25 protein-coding genes and 1 pseudogene are annotated in these 23,644 nt (G+C 68.8%); 10 read left to right on the top strand and 16 right to left on the bottom strand.

Features of this window, described 5'->3' with window-relative positions:
* Window positions 1–709: 709 nt before the first annotated feature.
* On the top strand, window positions 710–1,675 hold the full coding sequence (locus tag PZB75_RS31995) for a PIN domain-containing protein (RefSeq protein WP_201105336.1): 966 nt from the start codon (window positions 710–712) through the stop codon (window positions 1,673–1,675).
* A gap of 200 nt (window positions 1,676–1,875) precedes the next feature.
* On the opposite strand, the pseudogene PZB75_RS31990 reads toward PZB75_RS31995, so the two are convergent.
* A pseudogene (locus tag PZB75_RS31990) lies at window positions 1,876–2,784 on the bottom strand (HNH endonuclease); the annotation flags it as partial.
* A 351-nt stretch (window positions 2,785–3,135) separates the two neighbouring features.
* On the opposite strand from PZB75_RS31990, the gene PZB75_RS31985 reads away from it, so the two are divergent.
* Window positions 3,136–3,639, top strand: coding sequence for a hypothetical protein (locus PZB75_RS31985; protein WP_275538518.1), 504 nt, complete (start codon window positions 3,136–3,138; stop codon window positions 3,637–3,639).
* 105 nt (window positions 3,640–3,744) lie between these two features.
* Here PZB75_RS31985 and PZB75_RS31980 read toward each other — a convergent pair whose 3' ends face one another.
* The gene (locus PZB75_RS31980) at window positions 3,745–3,987 is read right to left on the bottom strand and encodes a hypothetical protein (RefSeq protein WP_275538517.1); all 243 of its coding nucleotides are present in this window, start codon (window positions 3,985–3,987) and stop codon (window positions 3,745–3,747) included.
* A 90-nt stretch (window positions 3,988–4,077) separates the two neighbouring features.
* Here PZB75_RS31980 and PZB75_RS31975 point away from each other — a divergent pair, with 90 nt between their 5' ends.
* The 3 genes from PZB75_RS31975 to PZB75_RS31965 all read left to right on the top strand — a co-directional run bounded on the left by PZB75_RS31975 (window position 4,078) and on the right by PZB75_RS31965 (window position 6,853).
* On the top strand, window positions 4,078–6,240 hold the full coding sequence (locus PZB75_RS31975; protein ID WP_275539191.1) for an NACHT domain-containing protein: 2,163 nt from the start codon (window positions 4,078–4,080) through the stop codon (window positions 6,238–6,240).
* A 248-nt stretch (window positions 6,241–6,488) separates the two neighbouring features.
* Window positions 6,489–6,653, top strand: coding sequence for a hypothetical protein (locus tag PZB75_RS31970; protein ID WP_275539190.1), 165 nt, complete (start codon window positions 6,489–6,491; stop codon window positions 6,651–6,653).
* A 35-nt stretch (window positions 6,654–6,688) separates the two neighbouring features.
* Window positions 6,689–6,853 carry a hypothetical protein gene (locus PZB75_RS31965; protein WP_275539189.1) on the top strand — a complete coding sequence of 55 codons (165 nt, stop codon included), beginning with the start codon at window positions 6,689–6,691 and terminating at the stop codon, window positions 6,851–6,853.
* A gap of 939 nt (window positions 6,854–7,792) precedes the next feature.
* Here PZB75_RS31965 and PZB75_RS31960 read toward each other — a convergent pair.
* The 14 genes from PZB75_RS31960 to PZB75_RS31895 all read right to left on the bottom strand — a co-directional run bounded on the left by PZB75_RS31960 (window position 7,793) and on the right by PZB75_RS31895 (window position 16,456).
* Entirely contained in the window at window positions 7,793–8,779 is a 987-nt protein-coding gene (locus PZB75_RS31960) for a hypothetical protein (RefSeq protein WP_275539188.1), read from the bottom strand.
* 56 nt (window positions 8,780–8,835) lie between these two features.
* Window positions 8,836–9,042, bottom strand: a complete 207-nt coding sequence (locus PZB75_RS31955) for a hypothetical protein (protein ID WP_275539187.1) — start codon at window positions 9,040–9,042, stop codon at window positions 8,836–8,838.
* A 223-nt stretch (window positions 9,043–9,265) separates the two neighbouring features.
* A complete protein-coding gene (locus PZB75_RS31950; protein ID WP_275539186.1) occupies window positions 9,266–9,430 on the bottom strand; it encodes a hypothetical protein in 165 nt (54 codons plus the stop codon).
* Between the two features lie 172 nt (window positions 9,431–9,602).
* The gene (locus tag PZB75_RS31945) at window positions 9,603–10,127 is read right to left on the bottom strand and encodes a hypothetical protein (RefSeq protein WP_275539185.1); all 525 of its coding nucleotides are present in this window, start codon (window positions 10,125–10,127) and stop codon (window positions 9,603–9,605) included.
* A 40-nt stretch (window positions 10,128–10,167) separates the two neighbouring features.
* The gene (locus PZB75_RS31940; protein WP_275539184.1) at window positions 10,168–10,734 is read right to left on the bottom strand and encodes a hypothetical protein; all 567 of its coding nucleotides are present in this window, start codon (window positions 10,732–10,734) and stop codon (window positions 10,168–10,170) included.
* A gap of 228 nt (window positions 10,735–10,962) precedes the next feature.
* Window positions 10,963–11,199, bottom strand: a complete 237-nt coding sequence (locus PZB75_RS31935) for a hypothetical protein (protein WP_275539183.1) — start codon at window positions 11,197–11,199, stop codon at window positions 10,963–10,965.
* A 277-nt stretch (window positions 11,200–11,476) separates the two neighbouring features.
* Entirely contained in the window at window positions 11,477–11,833 is a 357-nt protein-coding gene (locus PZB75_RS31930; RefSeq protein WP_275539182.1) for a hypothetical protein, read from the bottom strand.
* Between the two features lie 73 nt (window positions 11,834–11,906).
* The gene (locus PZB75_RS31925) at window positions 11,907–12,305 is read right to left on the bottom strand and encodes a hypothetical protein (RefSeq protein ID WP_275539181.1); all 399 of its coding nucleotides are present in this window, start codon (window positions 12,303–12,305) and stop codon (window positions 11,907–11,909) included.
* Window positions 12,302–12,742, bottom strand: coding sequence for a hypothetical protein (locus PZB75_RS31920; protein ID WP_047181660.1), 441 nt, complete (start codon window positions 12,740–12,742; stop codon window positions 12,302–12,304). The genes PZB75_RS31925 and PZB75_RS31920 overlap by 4 nt, the downstream gene beginning before the upstream one ends.
* 8 nt (window positions 12,743–12,750) lie before the next feature.
* Window positions 12,751–13,023: a hypothetical protein gene (locus PZB75_RS31915; protein ID WP_275539180.1), complete on the bottom strand. Its 273-nt coding sequence runs from the start codon at window positions 13,021–13,023 to the stop codon at window positions 12,751–12,753.
* Window positions 13,024–13,761: 738 nt separating this feature from the next.
* Window positions 13,762–13,935: a hypothetical protein gene (locus PZB75_RS31910; RefSeq protein WP_275539179.1), complete on the bottom strand. Its 174-nt coding sequence runs from the start codon at window positions 13,933–13,935 to the stop codon at window positions 13,762–13,764.
* Window positions 13,936–13,995: 60 nt separating this feature from the next.
* Complete coding sequence (locus PZB75_RS31905; RefSeq protein WP_275539178.1) at window positions 13,996–15,543, bottom strand: DUF2637 domain-containing protein; 1,548 nt, start codon at window positions 15,541–15,543, stop codon at window positions 13,996–13,998.
* Window positions 15,540–15,824, bottom strand: a complete 285-nt coding sequence (locus PZB75_RS31900; protein WP_275539177.1) for a hypothetical protein — start codon at window positions 15,822–15,824, stop codon at window positions 15,540–15,542. The genes PZB75_RS31905 and PZB75_RS31900 overlap by 4 nt, the downstream gene beginning before the upstream one ends.
* Window positions 15,821–16,456: a WhiB family transcriptional regulator gene (locus tag PZB75_RS31895; protein ID WP_275539195.1), complete on the bottom strand. Its 636-nt coding sequence runs from the start codon at window positions 16,454–16,456 to the stop codon at window positions 15,821–15,823. Before PZB75_RS31895 ends, PZB75_RS31900 begins: the two co-directional genes overlap by 4 nt.
* Before the next feature lie 148 nt (window positions 16,457–16,604).
* Between PZB75_RS31895 and PZB75_RS31890 the strand changes: the two genes are divergently transcribed.
* The 5 genes from PZB75_RS31890 (at window position 16,605) to PZB75_RS31870 (ending at window position 22,436) form a co-directional block, all read left to right on the top strand.
* The gene (locus PZB75_RS31890) at window positions 16,605–17,381 is read left to right on the top strand and encodes a GntR family transcriptional regulator (RefSeq protein ID WP_275539176.1); all 777 of its coding nucleotides are present in this window, start codon (window positions 16,605–16,607) and stop codon (window positions 17,379–17,381) included.
* 1,020 nt (window positions 17,382–18,401) lie between these two features.
* Complete coding sequence (locus tag PZB75_RS31885) at window positions 18,402–20,027, top strand: hypothetical protein (protein WP_275539175.1); 1,626 nt, start codon at window positions 18,402–18,404, stop codon at window positions 20,025–20,027.
* 488 nt (window positions 20,028–20,515) lie between these two features.
* A complete protein-coding gene (locus tag PZB75_RS31880; RefSeq protein WP_275539174.1) occupies window positions 20,516–21,001 on the top strand; it encodes a hypothetical protein in 486 nt (161 codons plus the stop codon).
* Window positions 21,002–21,074: 73 nt separating this feature from the next.
* Window positions 21,075–21,530, top strand: a complete 456-nt coding sequence (locus PZB75_RS31875) for a hypothetical protein (RefSeq protein WP_275539173.1) — start codon at window positions 21,075–21,077, stop codon at window positions 21,528–21,530.
* Between the two features lie 135 nt (window positions 21,531–21,665).
* Complete coding sequence (locus PZB75_RS31870; protein WP_275539172.1) at window positions 21,666–22,436, top strand: transposase family protein; 771 nt, start codon at window positions 21,666–21,668, stop codon at window positions 22,434–22,436.
* The last annotated feature ends 1,208 nt before the right edge of the window (window positions 22,437–23,644 follow it).

The following is a 23,644-nucleotide window of genomic DNA, read 5'->3' as shown; positions in this document are numbered from 1 at the left end:
TGGGGTACGAGGAAGCGGGCGTAGCCGCGGTCGCGGGGCGTGCCAACCAGGGAAGGCCAGCCGAATACAAGTCCTCCTGGACCTGGCGCATGCCGCCCTGGTGCAGGCGGCACCCTCACACACCATAGGTAACAGCACCTGAGAACATCCGTGTGGTCGGACCGGCGATCACTCCTCGCCGGTCCGGCATTCCCATCCGCCCAGTGTGGCGGCGGGCACCGACAAGCTGGTGCAGAACGGCAGTAAATCAGGCGCGCCCGGGCGCCTCGGCCGGCCCGAAGCAGTACCTCCACAGGCCCCTGACCGGCAATGATGTCGCGCGCATAGTGGTAGGCGGCCTCGGCATCCTGGGTAGTCCTGAGCGTTCCCCGAACCCTTTTCGTGGCCTTGTCGCCGAACTGGGCCCCACTCTCGAGCAGACCGCGCACGACACTCCACTTCGAGGCGCGAGGCTTGGCGGCCCTCGTCCGGTCGGTGATACGGCGGGCACGGTTCTGGGCCATGGTCGACTCCCTGCTTCGGGGTGGAGTGGTCGGCTGCCGGCCTTAACTCCCGGAGCTGGCGGTCGGCCAAGAATCGGCAGAAGACCACCTCCACCAGTGACAGGGCGATCTTCGGGCCTCGACAGAGCGAACGGAATCCTGATCATCAGCCGTTGGCCTTGGGAAACCTGGTGAACCCCAACCGGCCTGCTGACAGGATCGTGAGCATGCTCATCACCCCGAGGCCCGGCGCTCACTCCCAGAACATCCGCGACGCGCTCAGCAGCGCTCACCTCGCAGCTGACAACCTCCGCAGTGCGCACAACACCAGTACCTACCACCGGCTCCTGCAGTACCTAGAGTGGGCCACGGACGCCTCGGGCACCCTGCGGCACCAGATAAGCGACGGGGACATCAGCCGTCTGATCCTGACCCGGCGGTACGAGGTGCTCCTCGGCAGCTGCGGCACCCTCGCTGGGAGCGACCAAGAGCGCCTCGTGAACGGCCTAGTGAACCTCGAGCTCGCTGAGCGCGTCGCCGATCTCGGCGCCGCCGTACAGGCCTTGGACGACCGGTTGCGCCACTGGTTCGGCCAAGAGGTCTTCGTGGTCGCCGACTCCAGCTTCTACTGCCACAACCCAGAAAAGCTCGAGGGCATCGACCTCCACACCATCCTCGACCTGCGTCCCGACACCAGCGTCCGGCTGCTTTTCCCCATCACAGTCGTAGACGAACTCGATGGGCTCAAGGAGACGAGCAAGCAACATGGCCGCTGGCGGGCCACTCACACGCTCGGCCTTCTGGACGGGCTACTGAACGGTTCAACGTCTGGGGTCTGGCACAGAGCGGCGACGTTCCAGGATGAGAGCGGGCTTTCGAACGTCCGAGGTGACGTGCACGTCGAGATCGTCCTTGACCCGCCCGGGCACGTGCGGCTCCCGATCGCGGACGACGAAATCATCGACCGGGCTGTGCACATTCAGGCGTTGGCGAACCGGGAGGTACACCTGCTGACCTGTGACACCGGTCAGCACACCCGCGGCCGGGCCGCCGGCTTGAAAGTCACCAAGATCCCCACGAAGGACCCGGGACCGGAGCCGGACAAGGAAGGCGCGGGTTGGCCCGCGAACGGTACACACGCAAAGCGCCGCGAACGCCTGGCCGCCGGAGGCAAGGAGGGCCGCGAGAGCTGAGCGGCGTCTACTGCTGGGCTGGAACCGCGGCCTTCCTCCAGGGCGCTGCGAGGTCTCCCAGGGTGTCGAGCATGAGTTGGCACCAGGTGATGGCCGCATTGGCAGCCAGTTGGGCGTGACGGATTCCAAGGTTGGGGGGGTGCACTGGCCTGGCCGTGCCCAGTGCCGTATCCGCGGTTACGGAGTTCCGCTACACCGACGGCAATCGAGGCCACGCCACCGAGGATCTTCTTGACCGCGTCGGTGCCATCTGGGCCGGGAGTCACGGACGAGGCGTCAAGATGGAGGGCCTTCTGGGCCTGCTTGACGAGGGCAGGCACCTTCGTGTACTCATCGAAGGCAATTCCCCGTTCTCGGAGTACGGTCTTCGCGGTTGCCTCGATCAGCTGCTTGGCGCTTCCGATCGCGGCGGCTGGATCGTCTGCGATGGTGCGGCTGACCCGTTCAAGCTCCGCGAGGATGCCCGACGGGTCGGTCAGCTTCTCCAGGTGCCCCGTGGAGACTGGTCGGCGTAGCCATGAGATCCGTCCACGTTCGTCGACGCTCAGGCTGTCGCGTTCCAGTTTGACGGTGACTTCCTCTAGCCAGTTGCTCTCCCAGCCGCTCTGTCGGTAGTAGCGGATGAAGTCCTCGAAGACGAGAAGAGCACGGGAGACCTGGGCGTAGTCCGTCCAGTCGACTGCAGCGGCGTACGTCTCGAAGGTGATGCGGCGCACGCTGGTGTCGTCGTAGTTCAGTTCGTCCTCGGGAACGGGGGCGAAATTGTGGTTCTGCCAAGCCTCGGCCACGAGGCGCACCGTCATGTCGGTCGCCAGCGACCGGAACTCGTTTCGGGTAGCGCGGCTGACCAGGTCTCTGCGGTACGACGACATGTTCAGACGATATGGCGGACCACTGACCTTGGAAGCGGAATTTCCCGGCTCATGCCCCGTCTCTCCGTCGATTCCTGGGAGGTGGCCAGTCCCGCGGCGGCTGTTGCACGAGCGGCAGAGCGTGCGCAGGTTCTCCATACCGTGTCGGCCGCCTGCCGACTGGTGCTGTATGTGATCGATGCTGAGATCGTCCTCGGAACCGCAGGCAAGACACCGGAAGCCGTCGCGCCTGAGCACAGCTATTCGCGTTGTCTGACGGGGTCGTCGCGGAAGGACCTCATGAGCGCAGCAGCCGCAGATGAACGCCGGGACGAAGGACGGGTCGTCATATGCACGCGGATCGGCGTAGTATTCGTTGGGATCGTCCGGCACCTCATGGCATCCGCAGGTGCATCCTGGGAGCCGTACGTAGCTGGTGTACGTGTCCTTGTCACTCACTGCGCCAGCCTAGAGGGACCTTGGAGCGGAGCATCGCGGCCCTGGCGCAGGACCGGGTGAAAGCGGCGGAGACGGAGCCAGGCATCGTGCTGTGCGCCTGTCTGCAGCCGTTCCAGGAGCGCCGCCCGTCCGCCTGGCACGATGCGCAGCATGAACCTCATGCCGGAGCTGAGCCGTCAGGCTTTGGCCGCCCGCGGCTTTCGTGGCTTCGTGCCTTTCCGTGACCTGCCCGTCAGCGATGTGCCCGCCGGGCACGGGGTCTATGTAGTGATCCGCATGGCCGTCGCTCCCCCGGCGTTCCTCTCCTCCAGCTCGGCCGGACATCTGAAGGGTCGCAACCCGTCCGTGGCCCCCTGCAAGCTCGCCGATGCCTGGGTGGACGGGGCGACGGTCGTCTATGTGGGCAAGGCTGGAGGCCGCAACGGGTTGCGCCAGCGGCTGACCGCGTATCGCCGGCACGGAACCGGTCAGCGAGCCGGGCACTGGGGCGGCCGCTACATCTGGCAACTGGCCGATTCGGACACGCTGGTCGTGGCTTGGCGGCCGACGCCGCACGCGAGTAAGGCGGAGCAGGCCCTTCTCGACGAGTTCAAGATCATCTACCACGGTGCACTGCCTTTCGCCAACCTCAGGAACAGCACCCGCAACAGGTAACGCCGGGGAAACTGGCTAAGGCCTCCCCGTCCCTCGCGACCGAGTCCGCCGTCGTGCCCGGCGCCGTGTGTGTGCATCTGTCGCAGTGCAGCACTGCATCCGTCTTCATAGTGCTGCGAGGAGGAAGGTCAGCAGTGCCAGGGAGAGGGTGGCGCTGCCTGCGAAAGCCAGGGCACCCCGTAGCAGGGCGCCGGCGTAGGTGGCTCCCTCGATGCGGGCAAGCTTGCCGGCCGCTGCTCCTACAAGGGTGCAGAAGATCGCAACGACTGCGAGCAACAGGACCAGGAGCATCAGGTGGCTGGATGAGGTGTTCATGGCTTCTTCCCGGGACGCTTGACGAGGTGACACCGAGGAATTTCTCGGTTTCGGTGTTCGCCGGGGTTCGGGGTGAACAAAGATGAACGAAGGCGGTCGCCCTGCAGGACGGAGAAGCGGGACATGGGGGACGTGGACGAGGATCCGTTGGCGGAGCTCGCGTCTCGGCTGCGTACCCTCAGGGTGCAGCGTGGTTTGCAGATGGGTGGGTTGCAGCAGAGGACCGGGCTGGGGCGGACAACGGTCAGCCAGGCACTGAATGGTCAGGCGTTGCCTTCCGAGGCCACGCTGGTGGCCCTGGCCAAGGCGTTGGGTGCAGATGTGGAGCCTCTGCTGGCCTTACGTAACGCCGCCTCCCCCGTGCCGCAGGCACGCAGGAACTATCCGCAGCTGGTTAGGGCAACGCGGCTGAAGGCACAGCCTTCGTTCGAGGAGCGGTACCTCCGTTACGTGGCGGAGCGGCATTCCCAGCTGACGGTCGTGGGGCTGGATCTGAGTCGGCCGGAACGTGCGCGTTGGCCACTGGACGCGGCTTACTTGAGCTTGGAACTGGCGGAGCGGCCGGAAGACTGGCTTGCGGGCAATGAGGAAGCCAACCGGCCGTCCGTCGTCGTGAAGCGTGCGGAGCACGCGTTGGCCAACTGCCGCCGAGTTCTTCTGCGAGGACTCGCGGGCAGCGGAAAGACAACACTGCTGCAGTGGCTGGCTGTCGCGACGGCACGCAATGAGCTGCCGGAGGAACTGGCGGACTGGCGGGGGCGCGTACCTTTCGTCCTGCCACTGCGGACGCTGGTGAGGCGTGGCCCGCTTCCTGAGCCGCACGATTTCCTGTCTGCGGTCGGCACCCCCTTGGCCGCATCACAGCCTGAGGGCTGGGCCGATGCTGTGCTCGACAGGGGGGAGGCACTCGTCCTGGTCGATGGCATCGACGAGGTTCCTCAAGAGCACCGCGGCGCCACGCGGGACTGGCTCGAGCAGCTTCTTGCGGCCTACAAGGACGCACGCGTCGTGGTCACCACACGTCCGTCCGCTGTCCCGGAAGGCTGGCTGGCCTCGTCGCACTTCACCGAACTGTCAGTGCGGCCCATGAGTGCGGCCGACACCGGAGTCTTCGTTCACCGGTGGCATACCGCAGCCCAGCACAGTTCTACGACCGAGACCGAGCGGGCACAGCTACATGATCTCGAGACAGCGCTCCAGGTCACCGTGCGTGCGCAGCGCGATCTGGCGCAGCTGTCCAGCACACCCTTGATGTGTGCCTTGATTTGCGCGCTGCACAGGGACCGCCGCGGTCATCTGCCTCACAGCCGCATGGAGTTGTACGAGGCAGCGCTGTCTATGCTGCTCGTGCGCCGCGACCTCGAGCGCAGCATCGATGACCCGGAAGGCATCCAGCTCACCGAACACCAGAGCGTCCAGCTACTGCAGCGTCTGGCTTACTGGCTCATCCGCAACCGCCAGACCGAGATGGAACGAGCCACTGCGCTGGCCCTGATCGGCGACGCGCTGCCAGCCATGCAGGCCGTGGCCGAACAGGGCACCCGCGACCAGGTTCTAACACACCTGGTCGGCCGCAGCGGGCTCCTGCGCCAGCCCACGGCGGACACCATCGACTTCGTCCACCGCACCTTCCAGGACTACCTCGGGGCCAAAGCCGCCATCGAAGCCCACGATTTCCCTACCACCCCGGCCGGTAACACCTACTCGTACGCCGTCGAGACGGGCGAGAACGGCGAGGCGATCTACGACCTGTCCCGCGTCCTCCAGGACGGGGTGTTCCCCATCGGCACGATCGTGGTCCACCCGAACTGGGAACTGTTCCCGAAGACCGAGGGTCTGCTGAACGTCCAGTTCGGCAAGGGCAGCGCCACCGACCGCCACGAGCGGACCGACGCCCCGAAGCTGGGCGACATGGAGCTGCCGTACGTGGTCGGCAGCCACCTGGTCAACCCGGCCGACCTGACCGCCGAGACGGACAACGGGAACGCGCCGCTGCTCAAGTTCCGCAAGCGGATGCTGGGGGCCGCCTTCGAGACCAGCGCCCCGGCCGAGAACGCCAGCCCGGAGACCTTCGAGAAGGTCCGCGACCTCGTCACCGGCCTGATCACCACCTACCAGACCGACAAGGCCACCCCCGCCCGCCAGGCCACCTACACCAAGTTCCTCAACAAGCAGCGCGCCGAAGCCACCCAGGCCCAGATCAACAAGCTCGACGACAAGGCACAGGCACTCGCCTTCATGCGCGCCGAACTGGTCGAGAAGCTGAACGGCTACAACGCCGCCTAACCCCCCAACAACCCACGGGGGCACAGACCCCCACCAAGGGCCGCCCCACCCCCCACACCCCCTCCAAGGGCCCCCAAGGGCCCGCCCGCGGCCCTGGGAGACACCAGACCAGGGCCGGGCGGCCCTGCCCTCCAAGGGCCGCCCGCGCCCGCCACAGGCCCGGCCCCAGCCCCCCTCACCCCACTGGGGCCGGGCCGCCCCCACCGCGCATCTCCGCGCCGCCCTCACAAGCTAGGAAAGTGGGACCGATGATGAACCGCAGGATCAACCGCCGAGCCGGGATCTTCCTGGGTGCCCTGCTGGGTGTCTCCGCAATCGTCCTCACTGTGTTCAGCTTCAAGATCTCCATGGATGCTTCCCGCGCGCTCTCGAACCCCGCCGCCGAAGCTCACGCCGTGCCCCGTTGCCGGTAACGGCTTACACCCGTTACCCACCGAGAGGACCCCTGATGACTGACAGCAAGATCACGGAGTTGCTTGCCCGCGCAGCGAGTGGCGACGCTGAGGCCGCCGCCGCGTTCGTGCGAGCGCGAGCACTCCGCCTCTACGCGGCGGGACACGTCAGCGCCAGCGGCCGGGCGGCTGCACGGCGGATGCTGCGGCGAGCTTCGTAGTCTCGCGTGCCGCGCCTCACCCGGCGCGCCCCCGGCCCTTGCGCGCCCCCGCTCAGCGTTTCGCTGGGCGGGGTCGCTTGCGTTCCGCAGCCCTCGGCAATCTGCTCAACTCACCGGCCCTCTCGAACCCGTCTCGGCTCTCTACCTCGTACTCACGGTCCCTGGGGCTTCCCGCTTCCGTTCTCCGTTCTCCCTGTCTGTCTCAGTGCTTCGTGGTCTATCTGTGTCTCGTCTGTCGTTGTCTGCTTCGGCTGTTCCTCTACCTCTTCGGCTCTTGTGCTCCTCGGCTTCTTCCTCTCGCTTGCTGTTGTGGTTCTGGTTGCTCCCGTTGTTCGCTACTCCTCCTTCCCTCGCTCCTTCCGTCCTGCTGCTCTCTCGTCCGTCTCGCTTCCTCCTCACTCCTCTGCCGGCTTCCTCCTTCCTGTCGTTCGTCTGTAGCACTTCGCTGGTGTCCTCAGTTCCCTTATGGGTCTTATAGAGAAGTAGTCGGCGCGCACCGGCCCCCTTGACCGTCCCGCTGAAGTGCAGTTTTCCCTGTCGAGTGCGCAGCGTGGGGGCAAGTTGTGGGGCAAGTCGAAGGGCAAGCTGTAGAGCAAGTTGTGGCGCATGTTGTAGGGCAAGTTGTAGGGCAGGTTGCCTTTTGGAGCCCTTAGTGGGGTTGAGTCGCACCGTTGGGGGGGTGATTTCTCCCCCCTGTGGCATCTACGTGGGGGAGAGAAATCACCCCCCTCTGGCTAGTGAGTTCTACAGGAGGGGGGAGAAATCTCCCTCCGTCAGGGGGGGGGAGATTTCTCTGTTGCCGTGGGGGGAGATTTCTCCCCCCACTTGGCCTTGGGGGGAGAAATCACAGTCCCTTGGTGCGTGCCCGGGGCGGGGCGCCGGCGCAGGTCGGGCGTGCCACTCAGCGCCGGCAGTTGTGCGGTCTTGGACGCGGTAGGGTCATGCTTCCTGCGGCGTCAGGGCGGTGGCTGGCGCGCTGTCGGGGGAGCGCCCGTCGAGGCAGAGTTCGCGGTAGCCGGGCGGGTAGGTGAAGCCGTGGCCCTCGCAAGTGGCGCAGTCCGGGGCGTGAGCGGTGGGAGTGCCAAAGCAAAGGACCGGTTCCTGGTGGACCGGGGTGTAGATGTCGTCGCCGTGGTGCTCCCAGGTGAGCACGGTGAGGACTTCACCGGTGCCGTAGCAGTCTCCTGCGCAGTCACGGGGGTGCGGGTCGTCGTCCTCCTCCTGGTCGTCGAGGTCGCGGAAGGCGTCGCGGAGGTAGGCGCGGGGAGGGAGGTCAGTCAGGGCGGCCCGGCGGTCGAAGGTCCGCAGGACGTGGCCGGCGTTGGCGGCGGCCGCCGCTGCGGCGCTGTCGGCCGGTGCCGCGGAGGCGGCCCAGTCGAGAAGGAGTCCGCGGGTCATGACGTGTCGCCGTTGCTCGCTGGCCACGTCGACGGCGTGGAAGCGGGAAGTGAGGCCGAGGTGGGCCCAGGCGTAGGCGTCGAGCATGTGGCGCACCATCCGCGGGCCGGATCGGCGGAAGGGGCGCTTGATCGGCCGAGACTCGTCAGCGGGATGGGGTGCTCGGCATGCGTCGCCGTGGGTGTGGTGATGGAGCCGGGCGTACTGGGCTCGCAGGTGGTCGAGACCGTCGTTGGGGTGGTCATGGAGGGCCAGGCCGTCGACCTCGCGGAGGGCGGCGCCGTGGTCGCGGGCGGCTTCGTAGAGGTCGGGGTCTCGGGTGCGCAGGGCTAGGACGTCGATGAGAGCGCCGGCGTGCAGGAGCTTGAGGCGGCGCAGGGCAGGGACGGTGTTGCTGTCGGGGTCGTGTTCGAGAGTGTCGGTGAGGCGGTAGTGCGCCCACCGCGCTTCAAGGATGAGTCGGGTGACGGACGGTCGTTCGTCCTGGTACGCCTTTACGGCGTGTTCGGGGTGGTAGCCAAGGGGCACGAGGATTCCCTTCAGGGTGATTCTGGCGGGTGTGCTGGGCCTCGTCGGCCCACGCTTCAGCAGGGCGTTGCAGGCGAGGGCAGGATGGCGTCGGTCAGGCGGTGAAGGCGTTCGTCCTGCGGAGCTGCGGTCTTGAAGACGCGGTGCGCGGCTCCGGCGGGGGCGTGGGGCAGTGCGAAGACGCGGCCGCGGTCGAGGACGGCGAGGAGGCGTGCGGCGTGGTGTTCGCATGCGTCGGCGCCGGCGTTGTCCGCGTCGAGCACGGTGACGGTGGCGGGGCCGGCGCAGGGGGTGTGATCCGTCGGGAGTGCAGCGGGGCATCGGTCCTCATCTGGTGGGGTGGGTGAAGTGGCTGTGGGGTGGAGGGCTGGGGAGGGTGGCGGCTAGCGCCGTTCTTCGTCGAGGAGGTGTCGCGTGTCCCCAGGGGTTCGGTTCCGGAACCGGGCGTCCGTGTGCGATGTCCCGGAGGCGCTCGCGGCGGCGTTCCTATACGTAGCCGCGGCAGTGCAGGGGGTTGTGCTGGGAGGTGGGCCAGGCCGAGGCTGTGACGCACCAGGGGCAGTGCGGTCGCCGGGGCAGGCGCCGGCTGACGGCGAGAGCGGGCAGGGTGACGGCGGCTCCGAGGACGGTTCCGAGAACGAAGGGGTGCATCTGGTGTCTCCCACGGATGATGCGGGGCCACCGGATGGTGGCCCCGCATCGGAGGTAGTCGGAGCGGGTGTGCTGGGGGTCGGTAACTGGTCGCGTGGCAGCGGATCGCCAGGGAAGAGGGTCAGTCGTGACTCACCGGGGCTCCGTGGCGTCGGTCCTCGTTCCGTTTCGATCACCACCAGTGTCGGAACAGGTAGTCACTGCGCGGGAGTTCGCCGCGTCGGATGAGATCGGCGAGGATCCGCTTCAGCGACGGGGAGAAGGCGCGATCGGCGAAGAATCGGCTCTCGAATACGGCGTTCTCAAGGTCTTGCGTTTCAGGCGGGTTCGCCTCGACAGTGGCTGGCGTGTGCTCGTCAGCGACGCGGATACTCAGCCAGTAGTCCAGCTCGGTCATGCCGGTCTTGACGACGCTCTCACCGATGCGGGAGTCCCAGCCCAAGTACAGCTCGGCGTCGTCGAACTGTTCGAGTGCCTCCTCGTAGTCCCCGTCGGAGGCGAGTTCGTACAGCTTCACGCTGTCATTACCGATGTGCTCGTCGTCCCACTGGCATCCGCGCAGCGAGCTGTACGGCTTGCCGTAGACGCGCTCGGCGATGGCTTCGATCGGGATGTATCCGTTCTCGGCCGTTGCATGATCAGCGTGTGGCTCCAGCATGTAGATGCTGAACGACGTGTACTCCGGTTCACGGGGCATGACGAATACTCCTGATAGGGGTCGAGGTCTCCGGGGTCGGTCAGATGTGGTCGTGGAGATCGGTGTCGTTGTAGGTGGTCTCGGAGACCGTGACCCAGCCGGTTCGGTCGCCGTCGCGGAGCTGGAGCTCCCACTTGCCCAGTTGCCAGCGCTGGCCGGTCTGCTTCCGGCCGACGTGGTGGCGCTGGCACTGCTTGGTGGGCTGGCTGCTGCCGTCTGTGGTCGAGCCGGAGGAGTCGGGCCTGGCGGTGCCGGAGGTGCCTCCGTTCGTGAGCGACTTGCCGGGCGGGGTGCCGCCGGACGAACCGCCGGAGCCGTCGGGGGTGGTGTCGTTGTTCTTCTTGCCGGTGCTGCCCGACGAGCTGGACTTGCCTCCGCTGGAGCCGCCGATGCGGCCCGCGAAGGCGGTGGTGGTGAACGAGCTGGTGCGGATGGTCGAGCAGTCCTGGCGGTACACGTCCTTGTACTCGGGGGTCCAACGACCGGCGTAGCCGCGCTTGTCGATGACTTCGCCGTGCTCGATGGGCTCGTTGGCGCAGCCGGTGAGGGCGAGGAGCGCGGCGGCCGCTATAGCGGTGCCGAGCGTCAGGGTGCGGGGCGTGGTCACGGTGGACTCCAGGAAGGGTGTGTGGGTGCGCTCATCTGCTACAGGTGTTGTGCGCGAGCGGCGTGTGACACAGAGGCGGAACCTTCTCCGTGAAGATCACAGTACACAGTGAAACATGAATAGGCAACGTTCGCTTGATGAGGATGTGACTCTGCGCTTCACCGTGAGACGTTGTTGGAACTGCCCGGTTGTGAGCGCGCCTGAGCGCTGAGCGGGCGATCGCGGGCGTCAGCGCATGGACTGGATGATCCAGGCGAGCAGGCAGACTGCGGCGATGGCCGCCCACATGCGCAGGGCGGCCGGATCCTTGGCGACTGGCTTGGCGTTGGACTCGAACACCTCGGCTGTCGGGATCATGCCGGGATGGTCGCTGTCGCGGTGCTCGTCGCGCTTGGCGGAGGCCTGCTCCTTCGGTAGCCACCCGGTCGTGACCCCGCACGGGCCGCACTCATACCGCCATGCCACCGTGGGCTCCCCTTCCACCGGTCCTTTCGGATGTGGTTCGACGGTACCGGGCGGCGGCGCACTGCGGGAGGAGAACAAGCCGATAAGGCCCGTTAGATGAGGTCGGTAGATGCTTCTACCGTTGGGATAGATCCGCAGGTCAGACGGTCGTAGATGTGACCGATAGATGGCCGGCGGGGCCCCTGTGGGGGAGGGGAGAGGCAGCTGGCCGAAGGAGGTTTCGGGTACCCGGGAGCTCCCTCTGGGCGGCGGCGAGGGGGCTCCCGGGTGCAGGGGATCAGTCGGCGTCCGCGGGGGCCGCGAGGAAGGCGACTTCGGGGGGTGGGGCGGGCGCCCCGACAGGGGGCGCGGCGGGGGCGTTCGGGGTGAGGTCGGGGACGAGCTGGGCGGGGATCCGTAGGGCTCTGCCGAGGGCCTGTTCGAGGTTCTCGACGTGCACCCCGAAGTAGTTCCTCCCCTGGATGCCCATCTGGGTTCGGACGGGGATGCCGAGGGACTTGCACTTCTGCCTGATCATGGGTTCCGTCCAATCGGCCAGGAATCTCTCCTGGTGGATCCGCTTGAGGAGGGTGTCGGTGTGGACGCCCTTGCGGCCCTGGCGGACGGCGAAGGCGACGCTGTGCTCGATGAACACTGCGAAGGCGGCATCGGCTTCGGCTGAAGTGACCTGCGCCGGCGTCGTTTCGGGGTCCTGCTCCCCCGGCTTTTCATGATCGTTCTTGGTGGCGCTCCCCTGCGGCTCTTCCGCCGCGGCAGTGGCGTGTGCGACTTCCAGGTCCTTCACCGTGCGGCCGGCCGACAGACCGGTGCGAAATGGCGACGGTCGTGACGACGACGAGACCGGCTGCGCCGTAGACGTACCAGAGGCCGGGATGCTTTTCAGTGAAGTAGAGAGCGATGTAGCCGCCAAGGCCGAGTGCACCGAGGCGGACGAGGAACCCGCCTCGCTCTTGGTCGCCGGCGCGCAGCCAGGCGCCGACGTAGCGCAGGGCGACCATGGTGGCGCTGGCGACGACGGGCACCTCGCGTACGAACGGGATGTGCTCCACCCTGATCGTCCGCCGTTTCTGCTTGGAGGTGTTCGTCGTGTCTGACTTCCCGGTCATGCGCCCACCAGGGACAGTCCGGCAGTGGCGACGGCAACGACCGCCCGCCAGATGGAGCCCTGCGCGGCGGCCATGGCGGCTGCGGTGAGCATCCCCCACAGGGCGCCGGTGAACGGCACGATGGGGGCGAAGGCGGACAGCACGAGCAGGATGATCACCACGGCAGTCATGCCGATGGGTCCTAGGTCGGGGTTCGCGGCGATCTGGCGCGGGATGTCCTGGACAGCGGTGCCGAGGTCGTGGGGCCAGGAGTCGGCACGCAGGAAGGCGAGCTCGGCGAAGAAGCCGATGGCCTGGGCCGGTCCCCGGGCCAGCTTCTTCTTCCCCTTGCCCCAGATGCCGTAGATGAGCGTGACGATCAAGATGATGCTGACGGCGGTGGCGGACATCGGGCCGAGGGCGCTGGTTCCGGCCCCGGCGGCGAGCAGGCTGGTCACGGGAATCCTTAAAAGGTGGAGGGCAAGAACAGCAGGACGGCGATGCCGGCGGAGGCGACCGGGATATGAGTGAGGAAGCGGACCGCGGCGCAGAACGAGGGCAGCCGGTACAGCCATCTCTCCACGAAGGCGGAGATGCCGCCGCCCACGACTGCGGCGAGCAGGATCACGCCGCCACCGACGATGAACGGGGTGGACGGCTCGTTGCTGCTGGCGGCAGCGTCGTGCATGACGGCGAGCGTCCACTGAGGCAGCCCGGCGTCCCACTGGGCGGTGAACACGCCCCAGCTCCAGGCACCGGCGGTTGCGGCGGATCCGTTGTGGAGGATGAACCGCTGCAGCGGTGTGAGCGACGCCCACCAGGCGGTGAGAGCTGCGGTTGCGGCCCGGCCCGGTCCTCTCCCCTGCAGATGCCGACGGCTCCTGGCCAGTGCCGTAGTAGTGGTTGTGCACCTCGTAGGTGTCCGGGTCCGATGCCTGCGGATCGGCGCTCTTCCGTACGCGGAACCAGTCGGGCCCGTCGCCCTCCGCATCCGCGGCGGCCGGGTCTTCGGCCTGGTCGTCGCCCTTGCGCCGGCGCCGAGAGATGCGAGGCGGCCAGGCGCTCTTCGCCTGCCCGCCCGTGGACTGCGACTCCGATGGCCCGGCCGGGTCAGGTGTGGCGTCCTGATTCTCGGCGGGCATCGGCCCGTCGGCCGGGGCCTGCTGCTGCTGGAGGTCCGTCAGGTCGATGGTCTGCCCGGGAACGGGCAGCCGTCCGCCGGGCGACATCGAGATCCGGCGGGTGGCACCGGCGGAGTCCAGGGCGTGGTCGGGGCGGGCAGCGCCTGGCTCGGGCTCCTCCTCGACAGGCTGCTCGGCGTGGCCGAGCGGCCGGACACCGATACGGGTCAGCAAGCGGCGCAGTTGCGTCTCGTCGTCCGGCGTGCCGCTGTCCGTCTCCGGGGTCTGGGGCGGTTCGTTGTCGGGGGTGCGGGAGTGGGCCCGGCTGGTCCGGCCGCGGGTGGAAGGGGTCGTGCTCACTGCTCGCTCCCTTCGTGGGAGGCGGGGCGTCGCACGAGGGCGAGGCGGGGCCGGCCGTGCTGCGGGGCGGCGGCGGATCGGGCCGGCCGGGCGGCTGTTGCCGGGCGGCGGGCCGGGGCGATGAGGGCGAGGGCCTCGTTGACGTGCTGGTCGAAGGTGGTGGCGGGCATGTGTGGTCCTCACGGTCGTGCTCGCGGGCAGCCCTCCTGGGCGCCCTGCGGAGCGGGGCGTCAGGGTCGGCTGCCGGCGGCGGGGACGAGGAGGCCGCTGTCGTGCTGTTCGAAGTGGTCGCCCACGGTCGGGTCGAGGTGGAAGAGCTCGTCGAGAGGCGGCTGCGGGCCGGCCGGTGCCGGGGCGGGCTGGAGGTCTTGAGGGCCCGCGGCCGACGGCGATGGCTCGTTCGCGAGGGCGAGGGCCTGGTCGAAGTGGTCGGGCTGCTCGCCGTCGGCGACGCGCGCGGCGGGATGGGCGGCCAGAGCCTTGGGCAGCCACTCGGCCCGTGTGTCCACGAACCTCTTGGCCCGCGGGTTCCCGATACCGAGAGCGGCAGCGATCCGGTTGATGCCCCAGGCGGGCTTGCCGTCATCCTTGAACGGGACGGTCTGGACGAAGGCGGCCATGACTTCCTCGTCGGTCTTGCGCCCGGCGGCCGTGTCCTCATCCTGCTCGGCATCGACGTCCGCGCCAGACGACGTGACGTCCTCGTCGACGGTGTCCTTCCCGGACTCGTCTCTCTGCCCCATCCCGTCCTTGACCTGCACCTCTTCCTCGTCATCCGAGTGGGATGACGGAACGGGATGAGGGCCGGCCGCCTGGGATGGGATGGTCGGGATGGTGCCGATCAGGGTGTTGAGGATCCCCTCGAAGGCGACGGGATTGCGCAGGTTCATCCCGGCGATGTCGGACTGGCGTACGCGCAGCTGCAGCCGGGCGACGACGCGCTTCAGGATGGCGGGGTCGGAGCATCCCGCTCGCTCGCTGGCATCCTGGGCGCGGCCGTCGGCATGCATCTCGGCGAGGCGGTATGCCCAGCGGGTCATCCTGCCGGCCTGCTTGACCGCGTCCTGGGCACGGCGAAGCCGGTACCAGCGGTAGGCGGCCCGGGAGATCCGGACCTCGGCGGTGGCTTCCTCCTGGGCCAGGTCCTGGCGGGCGGCGAGCAGCAGCGCGACGCGGAAGGCCTCGACGGGGTGGAGCAGGCGCACCAGGGCGATGCGCCGGTCCGGGCGTCCGCCCTTGTTGCGGGCGGCGCGGCGCTCCTCGAGCGAGCCGATCTCCCAGAGCACGGCGGCCAAGACCGGCCAGACCGCGCGGACGACGCCGCCGAGGAGGGAGTCGGCTTCGGACGCGGAGAAGACCGAGCTGATGCCGGCGAGGATCCAGAAGAGGGCTCCGGACAGGCCTGATCCGTCGCCGTCGCGGGCGCGGCGGCGGGCTCGGCGGCCGCAGACCATCGCCGCGACATCGAGTGCGACGAAGGGCAGGAGGTCGAACGGGGCTTCCAGGCCCATCTGGTGCTGGCCGACCCGGCGCAGACCGGTGGCCGACAGGGCGGCCGCGGCCGCGGCGATGACGACGGTGAGGAGGTCCTCGACCCGGCGCCCGCGGCGGTCGACGGCCGCGGCGCGCTCGCTGTCGGCGAGCGCGGCCAAGGCGATGCGGCGCCGGCGCAGGGCGATCGCCGGCCCGAGGGTGAGGACGAGCGCCCCGAGGACGAACTGCCAGCTGCCGAAGAGGTCGGCGAGAGCCGCGCCGTGGGGGGCGAGGTCGGGTGTCACGGGGAGTCCCTCCGGGCGAGGTTGCTGGCCGCTTCGGCGGCCTGGGCGCGCAGCGGGTCGTCGTTGGGCGGGGCCGGGTCCTGGGTGACCCAGTTCCTGTAGGCGTCGCGCTCGGCCCTGGCCTGGCCGAGCAGGACCAGGAGCAGCAGGGTGAGCGGGTTGACGGGCGGTATGTCGGCGCCGGCCGGTACGAGGACGGGAAGTAAGAGGACGTCGTCGCGGCGGGCGAGGGCGCTGACCAGGGCGCGGTTAAGGGCGTAGACGTCGCCGGCGGAGTTCATGCGGCGGCTGTCCAGCCGGCGGTGAGACGGTGGGCGGCGACGAGCTCGTCGCGCCGACGGGCGGCCTCGCGCATCTTCTCGACGTTCTCCCTGCGCTTCTGGGGCTGCCCGGTGCCGAGGTACTGGCCGGTGAGCCGCAGGAGCTCGGCGCCGGCGGCGAAGCGGGCGCGCTGCTGTTCGCCGGCCTGTTCGTCGGCCACGCGGGCACGCTCAAGCCTGCTGCTCTCGGCCGCCAGCCGGCGGTCGAGCTTCTGCGGGTCCAGGCCGCCGCGGACTCCGGCGGTGTCACCGTCGCGGAGGGCGAGCTCGGCGCACGCGGCCCGCACCGGGCAGACGGTGCAGTGGTCGCGGACCGTGCGGGTGCGGCGCTGCTTCCAGTCGGCGTCCGGCTCACCGTCCTCCTGGAAGAAGCTGTCGACGTCCGGCTGAACCGCGTGGCACACCGAGCGGTTCATGGCCTGGCGCAGCTGTGGGGCGCGCAGCTGGTGTGCGATGAGGCGGCCGTCGTGGCCGGCCAGGTATCCGCCGGCGACGAGGGAGTCGACCGGGACGGTCTCGGCGATGTAGGCGGCGATGCCGTCCTCGGCGATTCCGCGGTGGCGGGCGGGTGCCGGCGGGCGGGCTGCCATCATGGTGTTCACGCGTTCTCATCTCCTGTGACGCTCTGGTGGGTGGTGAGGCGCGTTCGCGGCCTCCGGGGGGACCAGCCCCGGGGGTCGCTCTTGCTTTTCCACGCGCCATCTGCCTTAACTGCCTTAATGCAGATGCGTCAAATGATGCATGCTGTTGGCGATCACGTCAAGGAAGAAGGTCCAGCGGATGAGCCGTGAGCTCTGGCGGGTGCGGCAAGATGTGCCCATGCCCACGACGTCCCATCACCCGCACGAGCAGGTCGCGGCCGCGCTGCGCGCCGACATCCTGAGCGGCAGGCTGGCCCCGGGCGAGAAGCTCCCCGGTCAGCGCGAGTTGGGTGAGAAGCTCGGCGTCGCACCGAACACCGTGGCCCAAGCGCTGCGGCTCCTCGAGGGGGAGGGCCTGGTCGAGACGGCCCCGCGCCGCCGCAGTCGGGTTCTGCAGCCGGCCGCCGCCATGGAGGTCTGGCTGCACGAGGACGGGCTGTTCCGGCCGGCGGATTCCGTCGACAACGGCCACACCGACCTGAGGCGCGGAGACCCTGGCACCGATGCCCCTGCGGTCGAGGCCCTGGACCTGGCGCCGAATGCCGTCCTGTCAGCCCGGCAGGCGGTGCTGCTGCAGGCCGGCGCTCCGTGGGCGCTGCAGACCCTCTTCACCCCGGAGCCGCTCGTGGTGAACTCGGCCGAGGCCGTCACCGTCGCGCCGTTCGTGGTGGGCCCGCTGCGGCGCGAGGACAGCCACACCAGCAGCTGGGGCGCGAGGCCGGCCACCGCTGAGGAGTGCTCGCTCCTCAAGTCCAAAGTCGGCACCGCGGTGTTCGAGATTCGAAGGACGGGGTTTACGGACGAGCGCCCAACTTCATACCTTTTGACGGTAGTACGGGCGGATCGCGTGACTATCCGTATGAGAAGCGCCAGTTAGCAGCTTTTGAGTCAACTGCCCATCTTTGGCCTCGCTTTCGACGCCGAATGGACAACGTGCCGAGAGCATGTGCGCGGCGGCGGTCAGGGGATAGGGTGACTTCCGCTTGATCCAATACGCCTCACCTCGGGCCCCCGGCGCACAGCGCCGAGGAGGAGCCCGGTGAACCGAGAAGGCGGTTCTCCCATGACCAGCACCGCACAGACCCCGAGCGGCAGCGCCGCGCCGGGCGCGGCGCTGCCCTGCGTGACCGGGCCCAGAAACGCGAAAACCCCCGGGAAGGGGGAGTTGCGGATGTTGTAGGTCTTCCGGGCGGGCGCCTCTAGCAAAGGCTGCTCCTCGCCCCTCTCCGCCGGCTTCGGAGTTAGCAGCTCCTCTGCCGGCCGTCACCGCTCAGTCCTGGGTTAGCGGCCCAGTTGAGCGAGGGCCAGACCGAATGGTCCGGCAATCACTGCCCTCCAGCAGCAATCCCCCCGAAGGGGTTCGTCGTTTCCCGGGGCGACCCGGGAGAACGGGGTCCATCTTGCAGTACACCCATGCCCTTTGTCAGCTCGGACGCCACCGAAGCAGGCCGTTCACAGCGAATTTTCGCCCGTCCGTGACGCCAGCGCCACGCTGCGTGCCCACTCTTACGGTCAGGGTTCCGGCCGGGATCGGCCGCGGCGCAGAGCGGTCCGGCGATCTGCCCTCGACCAGTCCCGGTCAGCCCCCCTTGACCAGCAAGGCCGGCGCCTCACTCCCTACGCCCGGCCGTCGGACCTTCACGGCCCCGGTCAAGGGGGTCTGCCGCCACTCCGGACGCCCCCTTGACCCGCAGGTCACAGGCTCGCCAGGGATTTTCTCGGCCGGACTGTCACACCGTCGGCTTTTTCGACACCCGTAGCAGCTGAAGGACCCGTTCCTTCAGCTTCCGCCCGAGTGCCCCTGGCCAGACCCCAGACCGTGCGTCCTTGCCGGACGCCGTCGAGACCCAGCGCACCCGAGTCGCCGCCCCGCGGCGCCGGGTGCGCCAGGAGAAGCGTGCCCCGCACAGCAGCAGAACCGAGCAGCCCGCCGCCGGCGGGCGATCAGGCGCGCCCGCAGCGCCGCCAGCGGGTCAAGGTGCCCCTGCGCCTCGTCGTCAACCCGCACTACGCCGACGTCGCGCTGACCGCGTACGTGAAGATCGCCGCGCTGGCGTCGCGTCCGGAGGGCTGCACGGCGGCGACCGTGACCATCGCGGAGTACGTCGGCCTGTCCAAGGCCTCCGTCGAACGCGGCATGACGCAGCTGATGCGCCCCGGGCCCGACGGCGTCGTCGAGCTGTCCTCGACCCGCCGTTCCCTGCCCGGCGGATGCGGCACCTCGGCGGTGCGCCGTACCCGGCCTCTCTCCCCGGCCGAGCGGTTCGTGTGGATCCCCGTCGCGGCGTCCGAGGACCTCACCCCGCGCCAGCTACGCGCGTACGCACTCATCGCCTACGCCCAGGCCCAGAAGATCCCGCTCACCGAGTCGGAGATCGCAGGGGCGCTGCACCACTACAGCGGCCGACGGTCCGGCCAGCCGCTCACCACCGCGGCTGCCGGGGAGATCGTCGACGAGCTGGAGGCGACGCGGTGGATCACTGTGGAGCGGCGCGCCGGCGTGCGTGGCCGCCACCACTTCGTCGCTCACGACATCCCGCCCGCCACTCAGGACCCGGGCTGTGGACAACCGTCCTCCACGGACGTCGTGCCCTCCTCCACTTCTGGTCCTGGTGAGGGATCGGGTTTGTCGGCTGGTGAGGGATCACTCGCGACTAAGGAACAACCTAGGACTGACCGACCTGATGACGAGCGAGCCCTCTTCTCACCCGCCGTAGGCGAAGTACAGGTAGGTGAAGGTGTGGAAAACCGCGATGCGCAACCGCCACGCGGCAGGGACGAAGGTGGACTCGCGCTGCGCGCGGATGACCACCAGACCCCGTTGACCACCCCCTTGACCAACCCCACCGGCGCCTACAGCGGGCCTCGGCTGACCATCAGTACCCGGGTGCACGGCGTCCTTGAGCCGGTCCACTGGCTCTACCGGCAGACCAGCGTCTACATGCAGCGGCGCATCGCCCGGGAAGTCGGCCAACAGCTGCGCTCCGGCGTCGACGACGCCCGTCTGCGGCAGCGCCTCCAGACGCGGGTCGCCCAGACCTTCACCGACGAGATCCGCGATCCCGGCCGGTGGATCCTCAGTGTCGGCCTGCCCCACTGGGGCTGCGGAATCTTCGACTGCGAGGCCGGCGTCCTGTGGAGCAGCGGCCGCCGATGCTCGGTGTGCGAGGAGATCGTCCGCGACCGGCGCCGCGCCACGGCGCAGCCCGAGCCGCCCGCCCCCGGCATCGTCCATTCCGTACCTGCTCGTGTTCCCGTCCAGCCGTCCACTCCTACGGCTCCCCGGGGCCGGTGCCCGGAGTGCGGCTGCGCCGTCCTGGTGCTGAACCGCGCCGAGCCGGCCCCCAGGTGCAAGCCGTGCCGAGAGGAGCACGAGGGTGGACGGGCCAGCGGCCCGTCCCCGTCGACGCACTTCGAAGTGTGCGCGGGATGGGACGGCAGTGGATGCACCCGGCCGGCCCTCGGCTCCACCGGGCTCTGCGTCCGATGCCGGACCCGCCGGATGGAATGGGCCGCATCCTGAGCCGCCCCTCCCCCGTCGAGGATCGACACTCCCAGGCGGCCCCGAGCCGCATCCACGGATCGCGTTCTGTTCCGTCGGCGCCCGGTCAACCGTTCAGAACCAGGGTTCCTCGTAGCGCGGAGGCCCCCCTTGGCCGGCCCGGCCTTCCCCACCCGCTGGGGAGCCTCCTTGACACGCGGTCCGGGGCAAGGGGAACTCCACCGTCCATCGTCGGGCGCCGCGGCACCTCGAAGTCACCGGCGTGGAGTGGGACCGAGGGCCGCGGCCACAGAATGAGTGAGCTGCCGCCAACCTGAATCCACAGGTCAATGGGCTGGTGTGGTCGGTCCTCAGAGTGCTCGTGCTGGTCGTGGGCGGGAGTCCATCGAGAAGATCGTCTGACAGAGGTCGGGATTGTCTCCGAAACGGAGTCAGGGGCGGCGCTCTGGCCCGTGCACCTGGGCTGGGGGCGCAGTCCGCTGCTGGCCAGCGCATGACATCCTGGTCCGGTGCTCCTGAACGATCTCTCCAGCAGTGTCGACCTCCGCCCAGTGCGCTATCAGTTCGCCACCGTTCGGGGCGACTCGTACGACGACAACTGGCTGGTCATTGAGGGCACGGTGACGACTCCTGAGGGAAACTGGTCCTTCGCCGATCCGTGTCTGCTCACCGATGAGGCCCGCCAGGTGTCCGCGTGGCTGCGCGCGGTGGCCGCCGGGACGGTGGACGTCACCGAACCTGATGCCGAAGGTGAACTGTCCCCGGACCTGTCGTTCATCGAGCCGGTCCTGGCTTTCAGCCTCGCCAATCGAATCGCAGGTGGGACCGCGGTGATTCGCGTTCATCTGTCCCTGGAGGCGGCGCCTCCGTGGCAACAGGGTGAGGACAGGGCTGACATCTACCAGTACGTCGTGGAGGTCAGGTTGGACACCGCAACGCTGCTGCACGCGGCTGACGAGTGGGACCGCTCTCTGGCTTCCCTCCCGTCCCGCTGATCGAGCCACCCGACACTCCCCGGACAACCAATTCCTGCCTGCTGGGGTCGGGTGCCCCTCTACGATCCGGTGCATGCTGGATCCCGAACTGCTGGAACGGATCACCGCGCGGCGCGCGGAACTGGACGAACTCGAAGAGCAGCTGGCCAAACAGCTGGCGGAAGTGCGAGCTGAGCGGGACGAACTCGCAGTCGCCGAGCGCGTCCTTGAACGGATGACCGGGCAGCTCGCCGAGGAACGCGCCTCCACCGGTCCGGTGCCCGGGCAGGTGGGCGGCCGGGCGGTGATGCTGATTCCGCACCGTGAATCGGGCGTGGAGGAGGACTCGCTGCCGAGGGACTATCAGCGCATCCTCGCCGCCGTGCGGCAGGCCGCCGGACCGGTCATGGCCCGCGAGGTCGGCGAGATGGTGGGGGTGGACACCAGCGTGAAGGCCAAACTCGAACCACTACGCAGCAAGCTGATCAGACTCGTCGATCGCGGCTGGCTCCGCAAGCTGCCCGACGGCCGGTTCACCACCCGCCTGTGATCAGGAAAGCCACTACTCGGAGTGGACCGGCGCGGGCGTAACCGGGGTGCCCCCGGCGGCCGTTGGAACTGTGTGACGAATACCAAAGAGCGCACAGAGGACACCCTCCCGCTTGTCTACCGGTGCCGTCTGCCGTTGTCCACGCGCACCGTCAACCACCTCGCCGATCTGCTGCGGCGTCACCTGAAAGTGATCCGGTCACGATGGCGGATCTTGCCGCCCGGACGAATCGCGGTGATCGTCCTGGCCGTGCTGCGCCACGACCAGCACCTGGCCGACATGGCTGGCGGCAACGACGTGTCCGAGTCCACCGTCCGCCGCTGGCGCGACGAGCTGATCGCCCTGCTCGCCGCGCAGGCCCCGCGCCTGGACCGCGCCCTGAAGAAGGTCGCCCGGCAGGGCGGGGAGGTGGTCCTGATCGACGGCACCCCCATCCACACCCAGCGCCGCACCGGGAAGGCCGACCGGCGCAACTACTCCGGCAAGCACCGCAGCCATGGCTTGCACTTCCTCGCCCTGACCGACGAGAAGGGCCGCCTGATCTGGATATCCGCCGCCCGGCCCGGCCGCACCCACGACAACACCGCCGCTCGCCACGACCACATTCTGGCCCATCTGCGCGCCGTCGGCCTCGGGGCCCTGGCGGACCTCGGCTTCCGCGGCCCGGACAACGACTTACTCGATCCCGTGATCGTCACCGGCTTCCACGCCAGCCGCACTCACAAGCTCACCCCCGGCGAGAAGATCGCCAACCGTGTCCTCGCCATCGGACGCGCACCGGTCGAGCACGGCTTCGCCCACCTCAAAAACTGGCGGATCCTCACCAAGCTCCGCACCGACCCCGCCCAAGCGACCCGCCTCCTGCGCGCCCTGCTCGTTCTGACGAACCTCGAAGTCAACCGCTGACAAACGATCTACTCCGCAGACAGCCGCCCACGACCAGCATGAGCACCCCGAGAGCCGGTCACACCAGCCCTTTGACCTGCGACTTCAAGTTGGCGGCAGCTCAGTGGACTCCACTCGATGCCCCCGGGTCCCAGCGCACCGGTGGTGCCACCGATGGGAACCAGCGGACAAGGCGAGAGACGGCATCTGCCCGAAGCCCAGAGGGGATCGTGGAGAAGCGGCAGCATCCCGCCCGCCCGGGGGTGCCCTCGCGCTTCTCTCCCTCCTTGACCAGGTTCACCGCGCGAGCTCCCCACCCCTTGACCGGCTCTGCCTCCCCCCTTGACCGCGGGCCGTGGCCCTCCTCATTTCCCCTTGACCTCGGCCCAGGTCAAGGGGAAACCCGGCGGCCACTCACCGTCCAGAAACTGATGCGGCTGGGGCGCTCCACTGACGCCAGCGGCAGCCAATTCGACACGAGCCAGCCACCAACGGACGAGCAACGGGACGGACAGGCTTCCCCTGGGCGCGCACACCGGTGCGGGCGGTACGCCGTGCAGGGGTGATGGCGGTCCGGGTCTTCAGCCCGACCTCGCGATGGCGTCCATCGCGGTGTGGACGGCCGGCGCACGGGGGGCCTGCGCGTGGATGGGCCCGAACGCCCCGCGATGGGTCCTGGTCCACCCACTCGATGTGCTCCATCCAATCCAGTGGACGGAGCGGGCAGCCGGCGTCGAAGTCCACCCACCGGGTGGGCTCCATCCGGACCTCGGCAACACCCTGATGCCCACCCGATGGAGTCCGCCCACGCCACCGGATGTGGCCCACCGACCCATGCAACGCCGGTGGGTGCCACAGTGGCCATGGCCCACCCACGCAGTGGACTCCACTCGATCCCCGAGGCCAAGGCGGAAGGCGGCGTCAGCCCGAAGTGTCGGTGGAAGGTGAAGCAGAGCGTGTCACGCTCACCGAGACGGCCCCGGCAAACGTCTTCTGACGACGCCCCTCTGCTCTCTCTGGCCCCCTTGACCAGGTTCACCGAGCAGCTCGCCACCCCTTGACCGGCCCCCTTTCCTCCCTTGATCGCCGACCGGCCCGCACGCGTTTCCCCCTTGACCCCACCTCAGGTCAAGGGGGAAACGCGTGCGGGCCCCTCCTCGTAAGAGGATGAAGCCCGGCGCACTCATCGACGCCCGAGGTGGTCTGATGGGGCCAACCTGCGGATGATC

It is taken from the genome of Streptomyces sp. AM 4-1-1 (assembly GCF_029167625.1).
Classification (GTDB): Bacteria; Actinomycetota; Actinomycetes; order Streptomycetales; family Streptomycetaceae; genus Streptomyces.
This window is presented reverse-complemented; position numbering and strand designations above follow the sequence as displayed.

What these genes read in the sequence shown, in the direction of transcription:
- PZB75_RS31995 (WP_201105336.1), top strand. Translation starts at nt 710, where the DNA reads ATGCTCATCACCCCGAGGCCCGGCGCTCACTCCCAGAACATCCGCGAC.
- PZB75_RS31985 (WP_275538518.1), top strand. Translation starts at nt 3,136, where the DNA reads ATGAACCTCATGCCGGAGCTGAGCCGTCAGGCTTTGGCCGCCCGCGGC.
- PZB75_RS31975 (WP_275539191.1), top strand. Translation starts at nt 4,078, where the DNA reads ATGGGGGACGTGGACGAGGATCCGTTGGCGGAGCTCGCGTCTCGGCTG.
- PZB75_RS31970 (WP_275539190.1), top strand. Translation starts at nt 6,489, where the DNA reads ATGATGAACCGCAGGATCAACCGCCGAGCCGGGATCTTCCTGGGTGCC.
- PZB75_RS31965 (WP_275539189.1), top strand. Translation starts at nt 6,689, where the DNA reads ATGACTGACAGCAAGATCACGGAGTTGCTTGCCCGCGCAGCGAGTGGC.
- PZB75_RS31950 (WP_275539186.1), bottom strand. Translation starts at nt 9,430, where the DNA reads ATGCACCCCTTCGTTCTCGGAACCGTCCTCGGAGCCGCCGTCACCCTG.
- PZB75_RS31945 (WP_275539185.1), bottom strand. Translation starts at nt 10,127, where the DNA reads ATGCCCCGTGAACCGGAGTACACGTCGTTCAGCATCTACATGCTGGAG.
- PZB75_RS31925 (WP_275539181.1), bottom strand. Translation starts at nt 12,305, where the DNA reads ATGACCGGGAAGTCAGACACGACGAACACCTCCAAGCAGAAACGGCGG.
- PZB75_RS31910 (WP_275539179.1), bottom strand. Translation starts at nt 13,935, where the DNA reads ATGCCCGCCACCACCTTCGACCAGCACGTCAACGAGGCCCTCGCCCTC.
- PZB75_RS31900 (WP_275539177.1), bottom strand. Translation starts at nt 15,824, where the DNA reads ATGAACTCCGCCGGCGACGTCTACGCCCTTAACCGCGCCCTGGTCAGC.
- PZB75_RS31895 (WP_275539195.1), bottom strand. Translation starts at nt 16,456, where the DNA reads ATGATGGCAGCCCGCCCGCCGGCACCCGCCCGCCACCGCGGAATCGCC.
- PZB75_RS31890 (WP_275539176.1), top strand. Translation starts at nt 16,605, where the DNA reads ATGCTGTTGGCGATCACGTCAAGGAAGAAGGTCCAGCGGATGAGCCGT.
- PZB75_RS31875 (WP_275539173.1), top strand. Translation starts at nt 21,075, where the DNA reads ATGCTGGATCCCGAACTGCTGGAACGGATCACCGCGCGGCGCGCGGAA.